Source organism: Streptomyces sp. NPDC001393, assembly GCF_053597455.1.
Genome location: NZ_JBSFIH010000022.1, coordinates 1 through 19,495, shown reverse-complemented (window position 1 = coordinate 19,495; position 19,495 = coordinate 1). Strand labels below are relative to the sequence as shown.

Here is a 19,495-nt window from a genome sequence, read left to right as displayed (position 1 = left end):
CCCGTGCGATGCTGACGGGGTGAACCGACCCGAGATCCACGTCGAAGTCGCCTCCGCACTGCATCTGTTCGTGCCGCACGCCCGGCGTGCCGGAGCCACGCCCCTGGCCACGGACGGCGTCTCGACGCTCGGCCATGTCATCGAGTCCCTCGGCGTCCCGCTGACCGAGGTCGGCGCGCTGGTGGTGGACGGCCGCGAGGTGCCGCCGTCCCACATCCCGCGGGCGGGCGAGGCGGTGCACGTACGCCCGGTCACCCGCCCCCAGCGGGTCCCCGGCGCCCCCCTCCGCTTCCTCCTCGACGTCCACCTCGGCACGCTCGCCCGCCGGCTGCGGCTGCTCGGCGTGGACTCGGCGTACGAGTCGACGGACATCGGCGACGCGGCCCTCGCCACCCGCTCGGCGGCCGAGAAGCGGGTCATGCTCAGCCGCGACCGGGGCCTGCTGCGCCGCCGCGAACTCTGGGCCGGGGCCTTCGTCTACAGCACCCGCCCCGACGACCAACTCCACGACGTCCTCGACCGCTTCGCCCCCGCCCTGCACCCCTGGACCCGCTGCACCGCCTGCAACGGCCTGCTGAAACAGGCCACCAAGGCCGAGGTCGCCGACCAGCTCGAACACGGCACCCAGCGCACCTACGACGTCTTCGCCCAGTGCACCGAATGCGGCCGCGCCTACTGGAAGGGCGCCCACCACGACCAGCTGGAGGCGATCGTGGAGCGCGCCCTGGCAGAGCGTGGCTAGCGCTGGCGCCTGGCCACATCCCCCTTGTCACAGGCGATGCCGTCCCGGTTCCGGTCCAGCCCCAGGGGGTCGTCACCGCCGTTGACCTTCAGGCGGCCGTAGTGGTTCTGCTGGAGCCAGGTGCAGCGGGCGGCTGTTGTCCTCTTCACCTCCGGCGGGAACACCGTCGGCACGCACACGTTGACCGAGCCGTAGTGCCGGTCGCAGCCGGAGAGGGTGGGGCTGACCTGCTGTGAGGTCTTCTTCCTGCCGGGGCCCGACACCGTGCCGGACAGGGAGTCGGCGAAGGCGTGGATGTGCGGGGAGGCGGCGCCGAGGGCCGCCGGGCCCGTCAGGTGCACCCACTGGGCCACCGAAGGCACCCCGTTGGCGTCGACCGCGAAGAGCATGTACCAGCCTGGCGGGGCGATATTCGGGTTGTTCGTGACGTTCAGGTCCACGTTGTCGCCGTCCACCGACAGCGGGAGATCCACGAACCGCTGGTTCGGGTCGGAGGAGTGCGTGACCGCCGCCGGGCGGATCAGCTCCGCCTTGGCGATGGGCCGGTCGACGGTGATCCGCTGGGTGTCGCCGTACTTCCACTCCTGGTTGATCACCGAGGTGATCGTCGGCCGGGTGCCCTTGTAGAGGTAGGGCGGGGTGTAGATCGACACGTTGTGGTTCCAGCTGCCGTTGCCCGGGTTGTCGCCCGTCGCCATCACCCGGCCGTCGGGCAGCAGGAACGCCGAGGAGTGGTAACCGCGGGACTCGGGGTCGGCCGCGACCGGGTCGAAGGCGTTGGTGGCCGGGTCGTAGAGCGAGGACTCGTACACCGGGTTGGCGCGGTTGTGCAGGGCGCCGCCGGTCTCCAGCACCTTGCCGTCGGGCAGCAGCACCGCGGAGACGTACATCTTGCCCTGGTTGCCGGTCTCCGGCTGGGGCCCGCCTCCGAGGTCGACCGTGCCCTGCGGGACCGGCGGCCCGGCGACGTACGACGGGTTCGCCTGCTTGAGGTCGATCAGGTCGGTGAGCCGGTTCGCGTCGGGGTTGGAGTCGATGTTGCCGCCGCCGATGGTGAGGACCCGCTGGTCCTGCGCCGGGGGCAGCAGTACGGACGCCGACTGGTCGCGCTCGTCCTTGTTCTGCAGCCCCGGGATCTGTGTGATCGTGTTGGCGTCGTAGTCGTAGATCGCCGAGCCGGTGCCGGGGATGTTGTTGCCGAAGACATGGCTGCCCGTGTAGAAGAGGCGGCCGTCCTGCATCAGGATCATCGCCGGGTACAGGCCCCAGTACGACCAGGTCTGGTTGACCTGGGACATGGGCAGCCACTGGTTCTGCGCGTAACTGAACTTCTCGGCGGTCACCGAGCCGGTGGAGTCCTCCCGCAGCCCGCCGAAGGAGATGACGTCACCGTTGCCGAGTTCGGTCGCCGAGGGGTACCAGTGGCCGTCGTTGAGGTCGTTGGTCCTGGTGTAGGTCTCGGTCGCCGGGTCGAAGATGTACGAGTCCTTGAACCCCTCGTAGCCGTGCCCGCCCGCGACCGGGTACGCCTTGTTGCCGCTCAGCACCAGCACCCGCCCGTCCTGCAGCTGGACGTGGCCCGCGCAGAACATGTCCTTCGGGGTGGGGATCACCTTGTACGTGCCGTTCGCCGGGTCGTACACCGCGCTCGTGAACGTGCCCGCGTTGAAGTTCTCCTCACTGTTGCCGGAGCCGGCGATCAGCAGCACCTTGCCGTTGTTCAGCACGACCGAGTGCATGGAGCGGACCGGGTTCTGCGTCGGCAGGACCTGCCAACTGCCGTTCGCACACTGGTCGGTGGTGCCCGTGCACTGGGCCGGCGGGAGCGGGTCCGGGACCTGGTCCATGGTGTAGTCGTCGGTGGTCGCCGAACCGGTGCCGTAGACGGAGACACCCCAGGTGATGCGGTCGGTGCCGGCCGGGATCTGCGGGGTGCGGACCGTGGCCTGCGTCCAGGCCGACGCCATGTCGAGGGTCTTGAGGTCGGTCCAGTACTGCCAGCCGGCCGTGGTGTCGTGCCGGAAGAGGGTGATGTTGGCGTCCGGCGTCGTGGTCTTGTACCAGAGCCCGAGGTCGTACTGCTTGCCCACCGAGACGGCCGGCGCGCAGTCGACGGACTCCGTGATCATGGCCTTGCGGTCGCCGTCGACGCGGCGGGTCAGCGTGACCTTCATGGCCCTGGTCCCGGAGTGCGCGTCCGAGGTCGTCTCGAAGGTGAAGTCGTTGTCGCCCCAGCCCGACTTCTCCCAGCAGTACGGCATGTCGTCGCTGCCGGCGGTCTCGAAGCCGGGGTTTTTGATCAGGTTGGCGGCCTCGGCACTCTGCGGCGAGGCCAGGAGCAGACCGGCGGTCAGGGCGCCCACCCCGAACAGCGCGGTCCGTCTGCGGTATCTGCTGCTCACACGGCTCTCCTTGCTCGGCTCCCCCGGCGACGGGGGAGGTAGACCAGCGCCTCGGTGCCGGCGAAGCGCAGGGCGAACGTCATGACCAGCGCGAGCGCGGTGGCCGGCAGGGCGCCCATGCCGAACCGCCCGACGAGCAGGGCGATCAGCGGGATGCGCAGCAGCAGGTCGGCGTTGGCCAGCAGCGCGAACCGGCCGAGCCGGTCCCACCAGCGGCGGTGCGCGCGCCGGTCGCGGAACAGCAGCTGCTCGATGAGCAGGAAGTTCCAGGCGACCCCGAGCTGGTTGGCGAGGATCTCGGCGGGCACGTAGTTCAGGCCGAGGGCGGTGAGCGCCCAGAGCCCGGCGAGGTTCGGTACGAACCCGCTCGCGCCGATCAGCCCGAAGCCGACCAGGCGGGCCACCGGGGAGGCGGTGCGCAGGCCCGCCAGGTGGCGCAGGAAGCGGAAGCCCTCCCGGGCGGTGGACTTGGACTCGCCGGCGAACCGGTCCTGGAAGACGAACGGCACCTCGGCGACCTGCCGGGGGCGGCTGCGTACGGCCAGTTCCAGGAGGATCTTGTAGCCGAGGGGCCTCAAGGCCTCCGCCGTGACCGCGCTGCGGCGGATGGCGAAGAAGCCGCTCATCGGGTCGCTGATGCCGCGCAGTCTGCGCGGGAAGAGGGCCTTGGCCAGCCAGGTCGCGCCGCGCGAGACGGCCACCCGGTAGCCGCCGGCCAGACCCGCCCGGCTGCCCCCGGCAATATACCGGGAGGCGACGACCAGCCCGGCGTTCGCCCGCTCGCCGGTGGCCACCAACTCCGGTATCAGGGACGGCGGATGCTGGCAGTCGCCGTCCATGACGACGATCCACTGCGAGGTCGCCGCCCGCAGTCCCTCGACCACCGCCCCGCCGAGTCCGCCGACGGGTTCCTCGCGGTGCAGGACCGCCACCGGGAACGGGCAGTCCCGGGCGGCCGCGCGGACGACCTCGGGGGTGTCGTCGGTGGAGTCGTCCACGAAGAGGACCTCGCAGGGCAGCCGCGCGGGCACCGACTCGGTGATCCGGTGCAGCAACTGCCGGATGTTCGCGGACTCGTTGAAGGTCGGTACGACGATGGTGACGGCGCCGGGTTCGGGCACCTCGGTGGCTTCCAGACCGGGAACCGGTGCCGTGTACTCGCTCATCGGGTGCCCCCCGCTGTCTGGACCTGACGGATCTCGATGCGGTCGGGCCCGCTGCCGAACGTGGCGACCGGCGTGGAGTGCCGGATGGCGGCCCTGACGTTGGGCAGGTTCCTGGCGTCGCGGCGGACGGTCGGTGAGGCGACGACGTAGTCGATGTCCCGCCAGCCGTGCGGCATGGTCTTGGTGACGGCCGGGTCGAGGTCGGCCTTGTAGAACCAGATGGCGCCGAGCCCGGGACGGTATCCGGCGTGCACGAGGTCCAGCCAGAGGGCGTCGTCGACGAGCACGCGGGTGTGCTCCGGGTCCGCCACCTCGGTGCCGAGCCAGTGGGAGGCCTGCCGGTAGGGCCGGTTGGCGTCGGCGGTGACGGCGGTGCGGTCGCCGTCGTACCAGTGCGGTACGACATAGGCGCCGGCGGCGAGGGCGAGGACGGCGGCGAGCGCGTACCGGCCGCCGGTGACGTACCGCTTCTCGTCCTGCCGGCGCCATCTGGCGGTGACCGCGTGCGCGACGGAGGCGGTGGCGCCCGCGAGGACCAGGGCGAGGAAGGGCAGCGCGCCGATGACGTACATGGCGGGCAGATAGCCGCTCGGACGCAGCGCCACCGCGGCCAGCACGGCGACCGTGGCGGCCGGTCCGGCCAGGGCCCGGGCGGTGACCGACCAGCGCCGGGTGAGCAGCAGGAGCAGGGCCGCGGCGAGGCCGCCGAGGGGCAGGACGCGGTCGTAGTACAGCCAGGAGTGCAGGACACCGTAGGAGCCGGAGCCCGCGTCGAGGATGAACCCCGAGCCAGGCCTGGACATCTGGTAGGTGATGCCGTCCCACAGCGAGACGTGCCCGGCGCCCGGGAACAGCTCGCCCTTGAGCAGGGCGAACAGCGGGTAGGAGAAGCCGGCCAGAACGCACGCGGTGACGGCTCCGGTGAGGGCGAACTTGCGGGTGTCGCGGTGGCTGTGCCGCCACATGGTGACCAGCAGGGCGGGCAGGACGACGAGCATCGTCTCCTTGGTGAGCACGCCCGTGGCGGCGGCGAGGCCCGCGCCGAAGTGGTGCCAGAGGTGGCGGCTGGGCGAGGCGGCGAGGCAGAACGCCAGCAGCAGCCACATCACGGCGATGTTGTCGAGGAAGATCTCCCGGCTCAGGACGACCGCGAGCGGGGAGAGCCCGAACAGGGCCATGCCGAGTCCGGCGGCCCAGCGGGGCAGGGACAGCCGGCGGCCGAGGACGTAGACGAGGACCGCGCTGATGCCGCTGACGAGCAGCATGGTGAGCCGCATGGTGCCGACGGTCATCGAGCCGGGACTGATCGCCGAGGGGATCCAGCTGAGCAGGGCTATCTGGATCCAGCCGAGCGGCGGGTGGTCGTACCAGTAGGTGTAGTGGGCGAGGCCCCGGCCCTGCTGGACGGCCCAGGCCTGGGCGAGGTAGGTGCCCTCGTCGTCGCTGAGGGTCGGGTAGGCGGCGATGTTCCAGCCCTGGACGACGAGGATCGCCGTGAGCAGCAGGCCGCAGAGCAGCAGGTCGGGGCGGGAGGAGCGGAGTCGCGGCGGCGGGTTTGTCCGGCCGGTCGAACGGCCCTCCGGCACAGGTGGGCGCTGCGCGGGGACCTTCGCTGCGGTCACCGCGGGAAGTGTGGAGGTCACGCAGGAACGTCCTCTCGGATGGGCTCGGCCGCGGTGAGGTGCGCGCCGACGTGCGTGGTCAACTCCCAGTCGTTACGGCCGCGTTGCTCGCGCCACACGGCGCGGATCGCGGCTCCGGCGAGGAGGACCTGGTAGAAGGGCCCGCCCACGATGAGCTTCACGTAGTGGACGAGTCGGACCTTCAGGCCGTACTGCTTGCCGAAGTCGTGCAGCCCGACCACCTCGAAGACGAAGGTGACGGCGGCGGTGACGAGCGGCAGGAAGGTGAGGAAGGCGACCCCGACGGGCACATCGAGGAAGAGCGCGACGGCCGCGTTGAGCGGGATGATCACGCCGGAGAACGCCTGCATGAACGGGGTCATCAGGGTGTACCGGGCGAGCAACCGCTGTCCGAATCCCGGGAGTTGCCGCCAGTCCTTCTTCCGGTACACCTGCAGGAAGCCCTGGTTCCAGCGGGTGCGCTGCTTGAGCAGCGACATGAGGGAACCCGGGGTCTCCTCCCTGGTCACCATGTCGGAGTCGTAGGCGACGACGACCTTCTTGCCGACGGACGACAGCCGGACGCCCAGGTCGCAGTCCTCGGCGAGGCAGTTCGGGTCCCAGCCGTCCGCTTCCCTGAGGACGCCGGTCCGCACGAAGACGGTGTTGCCGCCGAGCGGGATGAAGCCCTTCTGCGCGTGCAGGTGCAGCCGGGAGCGGAACCAGAAGAAGTACTCCAGGCAGTTGCGCAGGCTGTACCAGCTGGAGTGGAAGTTGATGAGTTGTACGCCGCCCTGGACCACGTCCGCTTGCGTCGTCCGGAAGGCGTGGTCGACGTGGGCGAGCAGTTCCGGGTGGACCTGGTCCTCGGCGTCGAAGACCCCGACGACGTCACCGCGGCAGTGCGGCAGCGCCGTGTTCATGGCCTTCGGCTTGTTCTTCTTCTCGTGGGTGTCGACGACGACCCGGACGCGCGCGTCCCGTGCGGCGGCCTTCTCGGCCACCTCGGTGGTCTCCGGGTCGTCGTGTCCGACGATCACGATGATCTCGAAGTCGGTGTGCGTGGATTCCAGCAGCCGCTGGATGGTGTGGTCCAGCACCGCCTGCTCGTGCCGGGCGGGCAGCAGCAGTGAGAACGACAGGTGTTCGTCGCCGTCCGGTCTGCCGAACCGGGTGGAGGCCAGCACCTCGGGCGTACGCCACGCGTGCATCTGCCACCACAGGGTGAAGGCCGCCATCCAGAACAGGGCCAGCGAGACGGCAGCGATGAAGACAGACGTGAGCAAAAAGATCCCCCCAGATCCCCAATTACCCCCTGTGCAGGCAACGGTGAGTGACCACCCGTCAACCCGCTGTGGAGAGACTAGGGGGGATCTGTGAAGCGCGGGAGCTCTTCCGATAAATAGATTGTTTCGGAACGGTGGTGCGGGTAGCGGGATCTATCCGAACACGTGCTCCCTTTCGGACAGTTCACACCGTCCCGCGCCGGGATTCCGGATGCTCAGGCGCTGTTCAGGGACGCACGGAGCCGTTCCGGATCGGTCGTCGGCGCGTCACAGGTGAAGTTACGGCAGACGTACGCGGTCGGTTCGCCCTGCTGCAGGGGCCGGTCGGCGAGGAGCGGGAACTCGTCACTGTCCGCAGCCCCGACGGCGACGACGGCACCCGGGGCGGTGCCCAGAAGTGCCGTACGGTGCAGGGCGGCCGTCTTCTCGTCCGCGAGGGCGGATACGGCTCCGGTTCCGGGTCCCGGTCCGACGACGGCGACCTCCTTGGGCCCGTCGAGGAGGGCCTCGGCGACGGCGAGCCCCCAGCCGATGAACCGGGGCACGCGCGGCCCGAGGGTCTTCACGACGCCCAGCGCCCGCTCGGCGGCGGTCCGGTGCGGCTCGGACCCGGTGTGCGCGGCATAGCCCAGCAGTGCGCCCGCCGCGGCGGTCCAGCCGGACGGGGTGGCGTTGTCGGTGGGGTCCTGCGGCCGGCGGATCAGCCGCTCGGCGTCGGCGGCGGTGTCGAAGAGCGCGCCGGAGGCGGGGTCGGTGAAGCGGGCGAGCACCTGGTCGAGGAGCAGTCCGGCGAAGTCCAGCCAGACGCCCTCGCCGGTCACGGACGCGAGCGCGAGGAAGCCCTCGGCGACGTCGGCGTAGTCCTCCAGCACGCCGGCGTTCGCGCCGACGCGGCCGTCCTTGCTGGTGCGGGCGAGCCGGGCGTGCTCGTCCAGGTGCACCCGGACGAGCAGGTCGGCGGCGGCGAGGGCGGCCTCGACCAGGTCGGGCCGGCCGAAGTAGGCGCCGGTCTCGGCGAGCGCCGCGACGGCGAGGCCGTTCCAGGCGGCGACGACCTTGTCGTCCCGGCCGGGTGCGGGGCGCCGCCGCCGCTCCTGGAGCAGGCGCTCCTTGACGGAGGCGATCTTCTGGGCGTCGAAGACCGTGTCCTGCTGCGGGAGTTGGAGGACGGACTGCCCGTGCTCGAAGGTGCCCTCGTCGGTCACGCCGAAGTACCGGGCGGCGAGGTCGCCGTCTGTGTCGCCGAGGACGGCGCGCAGCCGCTCGGGCGTCCACACGTAGTACGCGCCCTCGACGTGCCGCCCGGTGCCGTCGTCGCTGTCGGCGTCGAGCGCGGAGGCGAACCCGCCCTCGTCCGTGCGCAGTTCGCGGACGAGGAAGTCGGCGGTCTCCAGGGCGACGCGCCGGGCGAGATCGGATCCGGTGGCCCGCCACAGGTGGGCGTACACACGGCACAGCAGCGCGTTGTCGTACAGCATCTTCTCGAAGTGCGGCACGACCCAGTCGCGGTCGACCGAGTAGCGGGCGAACCCGCCGCCGAGCTGGTCGTAGATCCCGCCGCGGGCCATCCGCTCACACGTGTCCTGCGCCATCTGCAGCGCGCCCTCGGCGCCGGTCCTGGCGTGGTGCCGCAGCAGGAACTCCAGCACCATGGACGGCGGAAACTTCGGCGCCCCGCCGAATCCGCCGCGCTGCGGGTCGTACTCGCGGGTGAGCCCGAGGAGGGCCTGGGCGAGCTCCTGCTCACCGGGCGGCTGGGCGCCCTGGTGGCTGATCTCCCGCTGGGCGAGATCGCGGACGATCTTCCCGGCGACCTCCGCGACCTCGTCACGACGGGTGCTCCAGGCCTGCTGCACACCCTCCAGCACCTGCCGGAAGGAGGGCATGCCGTGCCGGGGCGCGGGCGGGAAATAGGTCCCGAAGTAGAAGGGCGCGGCGTCCGGGGTGAGGAAGACGGTCATCGGCCAGCCGCCCTGCCCGGTGGCGGCCTGTACGGCCTCCATGTAGACGGCGTCCACGTCCGGGCGTTCCTCGCGGTCGACCTTGATGTTGACGAAGTGCTCGTTGAGGTAGTCGGCGGTGGCCTGGTCCTCGAAGGACTCGTGCGCCATGACGTGGCACCAGTGACAGCTGCTGTAACCGACGCTCAGCAGGACGGGTTTGTCCGTCCTGCGCGCCTCGTCGAACGCCTGAGCCGACCAGGGCCACCAGTCGACCGGATTGTCGGCGTGCTGGAGGAGGTAGGGGGACGTCTCGTGGGCCAGTCGGTTCGGCATGCCTCCATCCTGCCCCACACGTTCCGGTCAGTCCTGCGACGGCTCGGCCTTGCGGACCGGGCGCACTCGTGCGTGGTCATCGTGGCGGGGTCGGAACCCGTCCTCCGCTGCGAAGCCGGCCGCCCGTCGGACGGTCGGCACGAAATCCTCACCGCACCCGCTGATCGTCACCCCCTCGCCATCCCGTCTCACCCGAAGGACACTCGTAGACAACGGAGTTGGCACCGGAGGGGGACGGGACATGCGGGACGGCCATCGAGCGGAGGCCGAGCGGCTGCTGGTACGGGCCGTCGAGGAGGAGGTACGGCGCTCGGGCGGGCGGATCGACGGCCAGCTGCTGCTGTCGCGGGCGCGCGGTGCGCTGGAGGCGATGGCGGGGGCGGCCGGCGAGGAGTACGAAGCGTACGTCCGCGCACTAGAAGAGACCGAGGCGGGCCGGCTGACCTTCGGCCAGCGGTACGCCCGCGCGGGCGCCGGAACCGCCCTGCTGGTGGCGGTGGCTGCCGCGGTGGCCGCGGGCGTGGCCGACCTCTGCCTCGGCACCGGCGTCGGCCCGGCCGTCGGCGCGGGTGTCACCGCGGGCGTGGTCGGTGCCGCCGCCTCCGTGGTGAAGGTGGCCGGCGCCCATCTGCCCGCCGCGCACCACCGCGCGGGCGCGGCCGGCCAGCCCGGTGGGCCCGAGCAGCTTCGGCTGCAGTGGCTCACCGCGCTCGAGGTGCGCGGCATCCGCCCGTTCCTCGACCAGCAGCGGGTGCTGACCGCCTCCACCGCCCCGAAGAAGAAGGGCGGCCCGACGCTGCGCGGCGCGGACAAGAGCGCGGCGGCCCGTCGGCGTACGGTGCTGGAGCAGTCGTTCGGGCAGCTGCCGGTCGCGGACGGTCCGTTCGCGGGGCGCCGGGCGGAGCTGGCGCGGATCCGGCAGTGGGCGCAGGCCGCGCGGGCGGCCACCGAGACCCGGCCCACGGTGGTCGTGCTGCACGGCGAGCCCGGCTCGGGCCGGACCACGCTCGCGGTGCGCGCGGCGCACGAGCTGCGGGACCACTTCCGTGGCGCGGTGGTGGTGGATCTGCGCGGCGGCACACGGGAAGAGGCGCCGCTGGCGACGCGGGACGCCCTGCTCCACCTGCTCAACCGGCTCGGTGCGCCCCGCGAGCAACTGCTGTTCCGGGAGCGCTCCTCCCCGGACCAGCAGGTCAAGCGGCTCGGCGAGCTGTACCACCAGCATCTGTCCGGCCTGCCGGTGACGATCGTGCTGGACGACGCCTCGGACCCGGAGCAGGTGCGGGCGCTGGTGCCCGAGCGCTCCGACAGCCTGGTCCTGGTCACCGCCCGCAGCGCCCTGGACCTGCCCGCGGACCTGCCGGCCTGGGTGCACGATCTGCCGGTCGAGCCGCTGGACGCGGCGGGTGCCGAGGACCTGCTCAGCGCCGTCGCCGAGGACGCGACGGGTCCGTACGACGCCGAGTCCGCCGACCGGATCCGGGACCTCACCGGCGGGCTGCCGCTGGCGCTGAGGATCGCCGGCTCCGCGCTCGGCCCGCGCTCGCCCCGGCAGCTGGCCACGGACCTGGGCGCGTACGGCCCGGTGGAGCCGGTGGAGCGGGCCCTGTGGCTGCGCTACACCGACCAGCCGGAGCCCGCGCGCCGGCTGCTGCGCAGGCTCGCGCTCGCGGGGCGGGCCTCGCTGGGCGCCGCGGCGGCCGCCGCGCTGCTCGCCACGGACGAGGCCGAGGCCATGCGCCACCTCGTCGCCCTGGCCCGGGCGGGCCTGATCGACCATGTGCGCGGCAGCCGCTACCGGCTGCACGACCTGGTGCGTGCCTTCGCCCAGGCCCGGCTGCTGGACGAGGAGGACCCGGCCGAGCGCGCGGCGGCGCAGGAGCGGCTGATCGTGAACTACGCCGACCTGGCCGACTCGGTGCTGCGCCTGGTCGACGGGAACGTGTCGACGCGCTCGCACCAGTTCGGCCCGCACGGTTTCACCTCGCTGGACGAGGCGCTGCGCTGGCTGGACGACGAGTCCAGCTTCATCACCGCGACCCTGCGCCACGCCGAGGGCGTGAACGAGTCGGCGGTGCAGAACCTGCTGGGCGCGCTGTGCGACTACTGCCTGCTGCGCGGCGACCTGTACCGGCTCGGGGAGATCAGCGAGCTGGCCGAGGCCGTGGACCAGGGGCTGCTGATGCGCTCGGTGCAGTGGCGCACCGGTATCGCGGCCCGGCAGCTGGGCGAGCTGGACAAGGCGCGCACCACGCTGGCCTCGGTGGTGGACCTGTACCGGGAGGCACACCATGACGCGGGGGCGGCCCGCGCCCTGTGCTCGCTCGGGATCACCCTGCACCACCAGGGCAACCTCACCGAGGCCGCCGCCAGGCTGCAGGAGGCGCTGGATCTGCAGGCGGCGCCGGAGCTGGCCACGGACCGGGCCTGGACGATGCACGCCCTGGCCGCCGTCCAGCGCGACCGAGCCCGGCTCGCGGAGGCACAGGACCTGCTCACCCGCTCACTGGTCCTGCACCACGAGGGCGGTTCGGTGCACGGCGAGGCCTGGGCGCACTTCCAGCTCGGCCAGCTGGCCCTGCGGATGGGAGACGTACCGCGTGCGGAGACCGAGCTGCGGGCGGCCCTGCAGCGGTACGGCCGGACGCACGACGCGCGCGGCGAGGCCTGGGCGCTGACCCAGCTGGCCCGGGCCCGTCTGGTGGCGGGCGACGCCTCACCGGCCGTGGAAGGCCTCCGGCAGGCCGCCGCCCGGCACCGGGAGAACGAGGACGCGCGCGGCGAGGCCTGGACGCTGTACTACCTGGGCCAGGCGCTGGAGGAGACCGGCGACCTGGATCTCGCGGTGCGCGACCTGGAACGGTCCCGGACGATGTTCTCCCGGATGCGGGACGGCTACGGCCTGGCCTGCGCCCGGCACCACTCGGCGCGGGTCACCCGCGACCAGCGGGCCGCGCAGACCGGCGGCTTGCGCAACTCCGGCTTCGCCCGGCAGCTCCTGATGGACGCCCGGGCCGACTTCCAGCGCATCGGTGTCGCCCACGGCGAGGCGTGGACCTGCCTGGAGCTCGCGGTGGTCGACGCGGGCAACGCCCGCACCCAGGCCGCGCTGGCCCTGTGCGACGAGGCGCTGGAGCTGTTCGCCTCCTACGGCGACCGGCGCGGCGAGGACTGGGCCCGCTTCCTGCGCTGCACCCTGCTGCCCTACGCGGCGCCCGGCGGGGCGGAGGTGGGCACGGCGGTGGCCCAGGAGGAGCTGGCCCAGCTGGCCCGCGCCGGCCATCCGCTGCGGGACGAGAAGCTGGCCGACTACGTCCCGGCGTACGCCCTGCTGCTGGAGCGCGGGGTCAGTCTGGAGGACGGCTGGCAGGCCTGGCGGCTGCGCATGACTCCGGACCGCCATGCCCGGGAGGTGATGGGGGTGGCGGTGCCGGCGGAGCGCTGAGGTCCGGGTCAGCCCCGCTCGGCCGCGGAGTCGGCCTTCTCGGCCTTCCCGGCCTGCTCGGCCTCGGGGTCCGGGGGCTCCTTGAAGTCGACCTTGTTCATGTGCTTGCTCATCGACTTCATCAGGCCCCACACCGCCAGGGCCATCACCGCGAAGACGATGAAGCCGAGGACACCGGGGGTGACCTTGTTCTGGTCCACCTCCTTGGCGAGGGGGACCAGATGCGTCACTGCCAGGCTCACGCTTGCGCTCATGTCAGGCATTGTCCCGGATGCCCGCGAAGAGGTCGTCCTCGGGGAGGGAGGTGTCGACGAGCGACTTCGCCAGCTCGTACTCCTCCGTCGGCCAGACCTCCTTCTGGATCTCCATCGGCACCTTGAACCAGCCGCCGTCGGGGTCGATCTGCGTGGCGTGCGCGATCAGCGCCTTGTCGCGGATCTCGAAGAAGTCCGCGCACGGAATGTGCGTGGTCAGGGTGCGCTCGGTGCGCTGCATCTCGTCCCAGCGCTTGAGCCACTCCCCGTACGGCGACTCCAGGCCGCGCGCGAGCATCGCGTGGTGCAGCGCCTCGGTGCGGGGGCGGTTGAAGCCCTGGTTGTAGTACAGCTTCAGCGGCTGGTGGGCGGGGCCGAACTCGGACTCCGGGTACTTCTCGGCGTCCGCCGCCCCCTCGAACGCCACCATGGAGATCTTGTGGGTCATGATGTGGTCGGGGTGCGGGTAGCCACCGTTCTCGTCGTAGGTGGTGATCACCTGCGGGCGGAAGGAGCGGATCCGGCGGACCAGTTCACCGGCCGCCTTGTCGACGTCCTCCAGGGCGAAGCAGCCCTCGGGCAGCGGCGGCAGCGGGTCGCCCTCGGGCAGGCCGGAGTCGACGAAGCCGAGCCACTCCTGCCCCACGCCGAGGATCTCCCGGGCCTCGTCCATCTCCTTCTTGCGTACCTCGTGGATGTGCTCCTCGATGTACGTGTCGCCCTGGAGCTTCGGATTGAGGATGGACCCGCGCTCTCCGCCGGTGCAGGTCACCACCAGCACGTCCACCCCCTCGGACACGTACTTCGCCATGGTGGCCGCGCCCTTGCTCGACTCGTCGTCGGGGTGCGCGTGAACGGCCATCAGTCGCAGCTGGTCAGTCAAGACTCAATCCTCGGTCAGTCGGCGCCCCGTGTCTTCGGCGCGATCGGCGGCTTCTATAGTGACGGAATCGGGGGGCGAATAATTCCGGGACCGGTTCTGCCGAGAGGACGATCATGAGCACGGCGAGCGCGCGGCTGCCCGAGGGGCGCTACGGCCGTTCCTCGGACGAGCGTGCCGACCGCAAGCTCAAGGTCGCCGGTGCGGTGCTCGGCGCGGCCCTGCTCGCACTGGTCGGTTACTTCGCCTACCACTATGTGGTGGAGAGCAGGATCAGCGCCCAGGTGATCGCCTTCGACGCCACCGACAACGCGGTGAAAGTGCACCTGGAGGTCCGCAAGGACTCCGGCACCTCGGGCTACTGCACCCTGCGCTCCCAGGCGGCGGACGGCTCCGAGGTGGGCCGGGCCGACTTCCGCTTCACCGGGTCGGCCACGCGTATCGACCAGGTCGTCACGCTGCGTACGACGGCGAAGGGCACCACGGCCGAGCTGCTCGGCTGCCATACCGGCTGACCGGGGCCGGGACACTCCCCGGCTTCACCCGGAATACGTACACGCTGACCTGCGTTGATGTGATTCTGATGGCTTATGTCCTCCCCCTTCCGGCCTTGAATTGTTAGGCTCGTGGTTTCGCCCACCCGAGAGGGAACATTCTTCTGGGTAGGGCGATGCTTTGTATTCCCAGTACCGACGAGGAGCACCCTGTGACCCAGACCAGCGAGAACGTCACCTGGCTGACCCAGGAGGCGTACAACAAGCTCAAGGACGAGCTTGAGTACCTTACTGGTCCTGCGCGCACGGAGATCGCCGCCAAGATCGCGGCCGCGCGCGAGGAGGGCGACCTGCGTGAGAACGGCGGGTACCACGCGGCCAAGGAGGAGCAGGGCAAGCAGGAGCTGCGTGTGCGGCAGCTGACCCAGCTTCTGGAGAACGCCCAGGTGGGCGAGGCCCCGGTCTCCGCCGACGGTGCCGTCGCGCCGGGCATGGTCGTCACGATCGCCTTCGACGGTGACGAGGACGACACGATGACGTTCCTGCTCGCCTCCCGCGAGTACGCGAGCGCCGACATCGAGACGTACTCGCCGCAGTCCCCGCTGGGCGCCGGCGTCATCGGCCACAAGGTCGGCGAGGACGCGGAGTACGAACTGCCGAACGGCAAGAAGGCCTCGGTGCGGATCCTGAAGGCCGAGCCGTACTCGGGCTGATCCACCCACCCCATGTGACCTCCAGCCCCCGGCGTCCGGCGGATCCCGCCCGACACCGGGGGCTGCGTCATGCCGAAGCCGTGCCCGGAGCCGTCAGGCGGTGGCCGAGCGGTACTTGCGGACCGCGAGGGTGCGGAAGACGAGGATGATCAGGACTGAGTAGATCAGCGAGGCCCAGACCGGGTGCTCCATCGGCCAGGCGTGCGAGGTGGACCGGCCAGGGTTGGCGAAGAGCACACGGCAGGCCTGGGCGGTTGCACTGAAGGGGTTCCACTCGGCTATGTGCCGCAGCCACGGCGTCATGTGGCCGGGGTCCACGAAGGCGTTGGAGATGAACGTCACCGGGAACAGCCAGATCAGTCCGCTGGACGTGGCCGCCTCCGGGGTGCGCACGGACATACCGATCAGCGCGCCGATCCAGGTGAACGCATAGCCGAGCAGGAGCAGCAGGCCGAAGGCGGCGAGCACCTTGCCGACGTTGGTGTCACCGTCGGACCCGACACGCCAGCCGACCAGCAGGGCGACCACGGCGAGCACGACCAGCGTCACGGCCGTCTGCACCAGATCGGCGAGGGTGCGCCCGGTCAGCACGGCGCCGCGTGCCATCGGCAGGGAGCGGAAGCGGTCGATGAGCCCCTTGTGCATGTCGTCGGCAATGCCTGCGCCGGAGCTCGCGGTGGCGAACGTGACGGTCTGCGCGAAGATCCCTGCCATGAGGAAGTTCTTGTAGTCCACGGCGCTCGCCGAGCCGCCGATCTGCATGGAGCCGCCGAAGACGTAGCTGAACAGCACCACGAACATGATCGGCTGGATGAGCCCGTAGATGATCATCTCGGGGAAGAGTGTGCGTGGGTGTGGTTCTGGTTGCAGCAGGCCCCGTCGTCGTCTTCGTGGGTCTCCAGCGCCTCCAGCTCCAGGGCCGCGAACTTCGGATCGATACTGCCCGTGACCTCCATGGGAGGCAGGACCAAGAGCGGCGGGACAGGGACGCCGCCAGCGCCCTTCAGAGCGCCCATGGCAGCCTGCCAAGCACCCGAGGTGCGCCAGCCCTCCGCACGCCGTCGCACGGCGCTCCAGGAGTTCCCGGAGACCTCCACCTCGTTCCATCGGGCAGCGGTCCGAAGCTTCCACAAGATCGCTTCGAACATCTCACGCTTCGGTGTCCAGTTCTGGCGAGAGTCCGGGAGGACGGCGTCAACCGTCTCCCACTCCTGATCACTGACCTTGAGAGGCACCAGCGTGCCCGTCTCCCTGTGCCACTCGGTGAGGGGGTCGGCGATCCCCTTCCGACGCGTCTGTCCCTTGCCGGTCATCTGTACGCGGATGTCCAGAAGATCAAGTAGGTCCCGGCGCTGATCGGCCGTGAAGGAGCCCATCTCGGTTGCCTGCTCCTCCACCAAGACAATGATCTCGTCGGCGCGGTGCTGCTGTTCTTCGGCTTCTCGGAGCCAGCGAGCCAAGCGCTCCCGTTCAGCGGTCAGCTCGTCTTCCTTCGCTTGGAGGGCTTGCTTCACTTCCCGGATGGTGTCCTCATCGATCTCACCTCCGGCGCCCTCGCCAAGCTCGTCTTCGAAGAGCTGGGTGAGCTTCGCGAGGATCTGCCCCTTGCGGCTGGACCGCTTCTTCTCGATCTGCGCGTCCAGCTCAGCGAGTCGCCTCCGGTACGTCTCAGCGCGCGCCGGGATCGCCCCCAACCACTTCGAGGCAAGAGCCCTGAACTTGCCCACGTCGGAGAGTAGGGCCTCAATCTCGGCCCAGACCGCCTTCTCGACGTCGGGTGCAGGGAGTTCCGCGCACTCACACTCCAGCCCCAGCCGCTTGCCCATGCACCGGTAGTAGCCGATGGGAGAGTCGGCGGACTTTCCACCCGTGTAGTAGCCGCCGCACAGCGCGTGCATGCGACCGGTGAGCAGGTAGTGAGTCAGATGCTTCTTCTTGAACGAGCGCCGGTTGAGGGCCTTCCGCAGAGCTTCGACCCGCTTCGGATCACTGATCGGTCGAGGCACCTCGATCCGAAAGACCTCGAAGGTCTCCTCTTCATCGTCTTCGGCGGTGCGCTCGATGCGGAACTCCACGTATCCGTCGAGAGCTGTGGAGTTGAGGCGCTTGGCGAGGTTGGTACCGGTCCACGGCAGGCCCTTGCGGGTGCGAGAACCAAGGTTGTTCAGGTGCTCGGCAGCTTCGTCACGTGAGTAGCCGAGGTCTACGAGCAGACTCGTCGCAATGTTGATCACTTGCACTTCGTCCTCGCAGAGGACAGGGATCGCCTTGCCTCTCTTGCCGCTGAGGGTCACGCCGTACGGAGGCTGTCCGAGAGGCCAACCGCCGGCCGCCAACTTCTGATCCCGGCCACCCATGGTTCGCTCAAGGATCAGCGTGTGCTCCAGCTCTGCCATGTACGACAGCAGGCTGAGCATGATGCCGAACAGTTCATCATCACTGTCCAGACGGCCGTCCGCCGTGGCAACCCTGATGCCGTGGTGCTTAGTGGCGTTGAACACCCAGAGGTGGATGTCCTCCATGGTCCGCCCGATGCGGTCCAGCTTGCCGAAGACAACGAGGTCGATGAGACCCTTTTCGATGTCTTCGGTCATCGCGTCGAGTTCGGGGCGAGAGTCCTTCTTTCCCGACTCTCCACCATCGACGTAAATCCTGTGAATCTTGTACTTGCCAGGACCGAGCTTGTAGTTCAGCCATGCCTTGCATTGATTATCCTGAGTGTCGAGGCCGTATCCCTCAATCTGCTTCGCTGTCGACACTCGAAGGTAGATGGCTACCCGAATCACGCCCCGAGCGGTCCTGCGCCCGCGCATGACGGTACCCTTCCCCATGTCAGTCCCTTCGTGACTGGCAGGCTGGTCCACGACCGGCCTGGCCCCAGGGGGTGCCCGCCCCCTGGGGTCTCTATGTGATGCTCACTCAGGTTAGCTGTCTTACCGGCTACTCGACAGGCCGATTTTGGTAATCATCAGACTTCTTGGGTCTGTTGGGTAGTCGACCAAACAAGAGATCGACCAAAAGCTGCTCTTCATGTTCCCCCCACTCGACAGCGCGCCATCGCGAAACCACTTCTCCGGGGTGCGCCTGTCTCCGTTTCTTCGGGCAGCTCATTCGTCCCACCCTCGATCGGCCATGGTTTCCCGGGCGAACACTCGGTTTTAGTTAAGGTCTTCGGCGATTCCGGCGGCGAGTTGAGCAGCACCAGGGGTGTGGCCGGAGCCCACGTAGTGCCAGGCAACTTCTGTGACTGTGTTCTCTCCCAACTCCCTCTCATCCGCGCTATGCGAAGCACGGGCAGCACGCAACGCTGCGTAAGTAGTGGAGTAGGCCCGGGATTTGGTGAGGATGTGGCCCCGGTAGCCGAGGGTATGAGCCCAGGCCCTGAGGCGGAGGGCGTCGTACTCGGAGAGGCCGCCGAGATGCCAACACGCACGCATCAAGGTGCGGACATGTTCGCTGACGCGTGCCAACCCGATCTCTGCGCGGCCGGTCAATGGGTGGTCTACGCCAGCGCCTGTCTCACTCGCTCCTTTGGTGACGTACTTGGCCACGTACGCGGCCACCGCGTCATCATCGGGGCCATCGCCGTGTACGTGCAGAGGCCGGACGTCGACTTGTACGCCCCAGCCCACCCATGGCTGGTGGACTCTATAACGAGGTCGGCCTACTGATTTCCCTGAATGAAATCGGCCGCAGCGTGGTTCTTTACTCCGGGATCTTCATTGGCTCAATATCCCTCCCTAAGAATATCTTGAAGCATTTCAGCTCCCTCGCAGTAGATGCTGCTCATCACCTCGGAGGCGCCAACCTTGAGGGAATGGATGAATACTGGGAGAAACATAAAGTGGAATAATGCACCTTCAAGGCCAGCGGACCCGCAATGGCCAAGGCAGGGCGGGAGCGCGGCCATCGACTGCTGGCACCGGCACTGAGTTCACGGTCCGGCCTCTTCCATATCAGCTCGATCACGCAGCATCTTCGGGGTCGATCCACATGCCGCGGGCCTCGATCGGCAGTCCGCCGCCATCCCTGACTGACCGCTGCCATTTGCTGCTGTTGGTGTCAGACGCTGGTGTCAGCTCCAGCCGACGACGTTGGCAAATGCCAGATCTCCGAGCTTAGAGATTGTCTCACGTGGCGAGTTTCGCGAGTTTCTTGTAGCAGGTCAGGGCGGCGGCCAGGCCGAGGAAGGCGAGGAAGTGGGAGCCCTTTCGC

General features: G+C 69.6%; 13 protein-coding genes and 1 pseudogene. 4 read left to right on the top strand and 10 right to left on the bottom strand.

What is annotated here, in order from left to right; all coding sequences use genetic code 11:
- Nucleotides 1-19: 19 nt before the first annotated feature.
- Nucleotides 20-742, top strand: coding sequence for a Mut7-C RNAse domain-containing protein (locus ACWC2T_RS23240; protein WP_450672256.1), 723 nt, complete (start codon nt 20-22; stop codon nt 740-742).
- Here the strand turns inward: ACWC2T_RS23240 and ACWC2T_RS23235 are convergent.
- The 5 genes from ACWC2T_RS23235 to ACWC2T_RS23215 form a co-directional block, all read right to left on the bottom strand.
- Nucleotides 739-3,144 (bottom strand): galactose oxidase-like domain-containing protein, encoded by a 2,406-nt coding sequence (locus ACWC2T_RS23235; RefSeq protein WP_450672255.1) that lies wholly within the window; start codon nt 3,142-3,144, stop codon nt 739-741. The genes ACWC2T_RS23240 and ACWC2T_RS23235 overlap by 4 nt on opposite strands.
- Nucleotides 3,141-4,310, bottom strand: a complete 1,170-nt coding sequence (locus ACWC2T_RS23230; protein WP_450672254.1) for a glycosyltransferase — start codon at nt 4,308-4,310, stop codon at nt 3,141-3,143. Before ACWC2T_RS23230 ends, ACWC2T_RS23235 begins: the two co-directional genes overlap by 4 nt.
- The gene (locus tag ACWC2T_RS23225) at nt 4,307-5,953 is read right to left on the bottom strand and encodes an ArnT family glycosyltransferase (RefSeq protein ID WP_450672253.1); all 1,647 of its coding nucleotides are present in this window, start codon (nt 5,951-5,953) and stop codon (nt 4,307-4,309) included. Before ACWC2T_RS23225 ends, ACWC2T_RS23230 begins: the two co-directional genes overlap by 4 nt.
- The gene (locus ACWC2T_RS23220; protein WP_450672252.1) at nt 5,950-7,218 is read right to left on the bottom strand and encodes a glycosyltransferase; all 1,269 of its coding nucleotides are present in this window, start codon (nt 7,216-7,218) and stop codon (nt 5,950-5,952) included. The genes ACWC2T_RS23225 and ACWC2T_RS23220 overlap by 4 nt, the downstream gene beginning before the upstream one ends.
- A gap of 215 nt (nt 7,219-7,433) precedes the next feature.
- On the bottom strand, nt 7,434-9,494 hold the full coding sequence (locus ACWC2T_RS23215) for a thioredoxin domain-containing protein (protein WP_450672251.1): 2,061 nt from the start codon (nt 9,492-9,494) through the stop codon (nt 7,434-7,436).
- A 241-nt stretch (nt 9,495-9,735) separates the two neighbouring features.
- Between ACWC2T_RS23215 and ACWC2T_RS23210 the strand changes: the two genes are divergently transcribed.
- Nucleotides 9,736-12,939 carry a tetratricopeptide repeat protein gene (locus ACWC2T_RS23210; RefSeq protein ID WP_450672250.1) on the top strand — a complete coding sequence of 1,068 codons (3,204 nt, stop codon included), beginning with the start codon at nt 9,736-9,738 and terminating at the stop codon, nt 12,937-12,939.
- An 8-nt stretch (nt 12,940-12,947) separates the two neighbouring features.
- On the opposite strand, the gene ACWC2T_RS23205 is transcribed toward ACWC2T_RS23210, so the two are convergent.
- Entirely contained in the window at nt 12,948-13,202 is a 255-nt protein-coding gene (locus tag ACWC2T_RS23205) for a hypothetical protein (RefSeq protein ID WP_450672249.1), read from the bottom strand.
- The gene (gene mca, locus ACWC2T_RS23200; RefSeq protein ID WP_450672355.1) at nt 13,195-14,055 is read right to left on the bottom strand and encodes a mycothiol conjugate amidase Mca; all 861 of its coding nucleotides are present in this window, start codon (nt 14,053-14,055) and stop codon (nt 13,195-13,197) included. Before mca ends, ACWC2T_RS23205 begins: the two co-directional genes overlap by 8 nt.
- Nucleotides 14,056-14,189: 134 nt before the next feature.
- On the opposite strand from mca, the gene ACWC2T_RS23195 reads away from it, so the two are divergent.
- A complete protein-coding gene (locus tag ACWC2T_RS23195; protein ID WP_450672248.1) occupies nt 14,190-14,588 on the top strand; it encodes a DUF4307 domain-containing protein in 399 nt (132 codons plus the stop codon).
- A gap of 191 nt (nt 14,589-14,779) precedes the next feature.
- Complete coding sequence (gene greA, locus ACWC2T_RS23190; protein ID WP_450672247.1) at nt 14,780-15,280, top strand: transcription elongation factor GreA; 501 nt, start codon at nt 14,780-14,782, stop codon at nt 15,278-15,280.
- Between the two features lie 93 nt (nt 15,281-15,373).
- Here the strand turns inward: greA and ACWC2T_RS23185 are convergent, their stop codons facing one another.
- The 3 genes and pseudogenes from ACWC2T_RS23185 to ACWC2T_RS23175 all read right to left on the bottom strand — a co-directional run.
- Nucleotides 15,374-16,111, bottom strand: a complete 738-nt coding sequence (locus ACWC2T_RS23185) for an ABC transporter permease (RefSeq protein ID WP_450672246.1) — start codon at nt 16,109-16,111, stop codon at nt 15,374-15,376.
- A complete protein-coding gene (locus tag ACWC2T_RS23180; protein WP_450672245.1) occupies nt 16,108-18,066 on the bottom strand; it encodes a recombinase family protein in 1,959 nt (652 codons plus the stop codon). Before ACWC2T_RS23180 ends, ACWC2T_RS23185 begins: the two co-directional genes overlap by 4 nt.
- 372 nt (nt 18,067-18,438) lie before the next feature.
- Nucleotides 18,439-18,915 (bottom strand): annotated as a pseudogene (locus ACWC2T_RS23175) (replication initiator); the annotation flags it as partial.
- Between the last annotated feature and the right edge of the window lie 580 nt (nt 18,916-19,495).

Excerpts from the sequence above, each read along its gene's own strand:
- ACWC2T_RS23230 (WP_450672254.1), bottom strand. The coding sequence starts at position 4,310 with ATGAGCGAGTACACGGCACCGGTTCCCGGTCTGGAAGCCACCGAGGTG.
- ACWC2T_RS23215 (WP_450672251.1), bottom strand. The coding sequence starts at position 9,494 with ATGCCGAACCGACTGGCCCACGAGACGTCCCCCTACCTCCTCCAGCAC.
- ACWC2T_RS23210 (WP_450672250.1), top strand. The coding sequence starts at position 9,736 with ATGCGGGACGGCCATCGAGCGGAGGCCGAGCGGCTGCTGGTACGGGCC.
- ACWC2T_RS23205 (WP_450672249.1), bottom strand. The coding sequence starts at position 13,202 with ATGCCTGACATGAGCGCAAGCGTGAGCCTGGCAGTGACGCATCTGGTC.
- mca (WP_450672355.1), bottom strand. The coding sequence starts at position 14,055 with ATGGCCGTTCACGCGCACCCCGACGACGAGTCGAGCAAGGGCGCGGCC.
- ACWC2T_RS23195 (WP_450672248.1), top strand. The coding sequence starts at position 14,190 with ATGAGCACGGCGAGCGCGCGGCTGCCCGAGGGGCGCTACGGCCGTTCC.
- ACWC2T_RS23185 (WP_450672246.1), bottom strand. The coding sequence starts at position 16,111 with ATGATCATCTACGGGCTCATCCAGCCGATCATGTTCGTGGTGCTGTTC.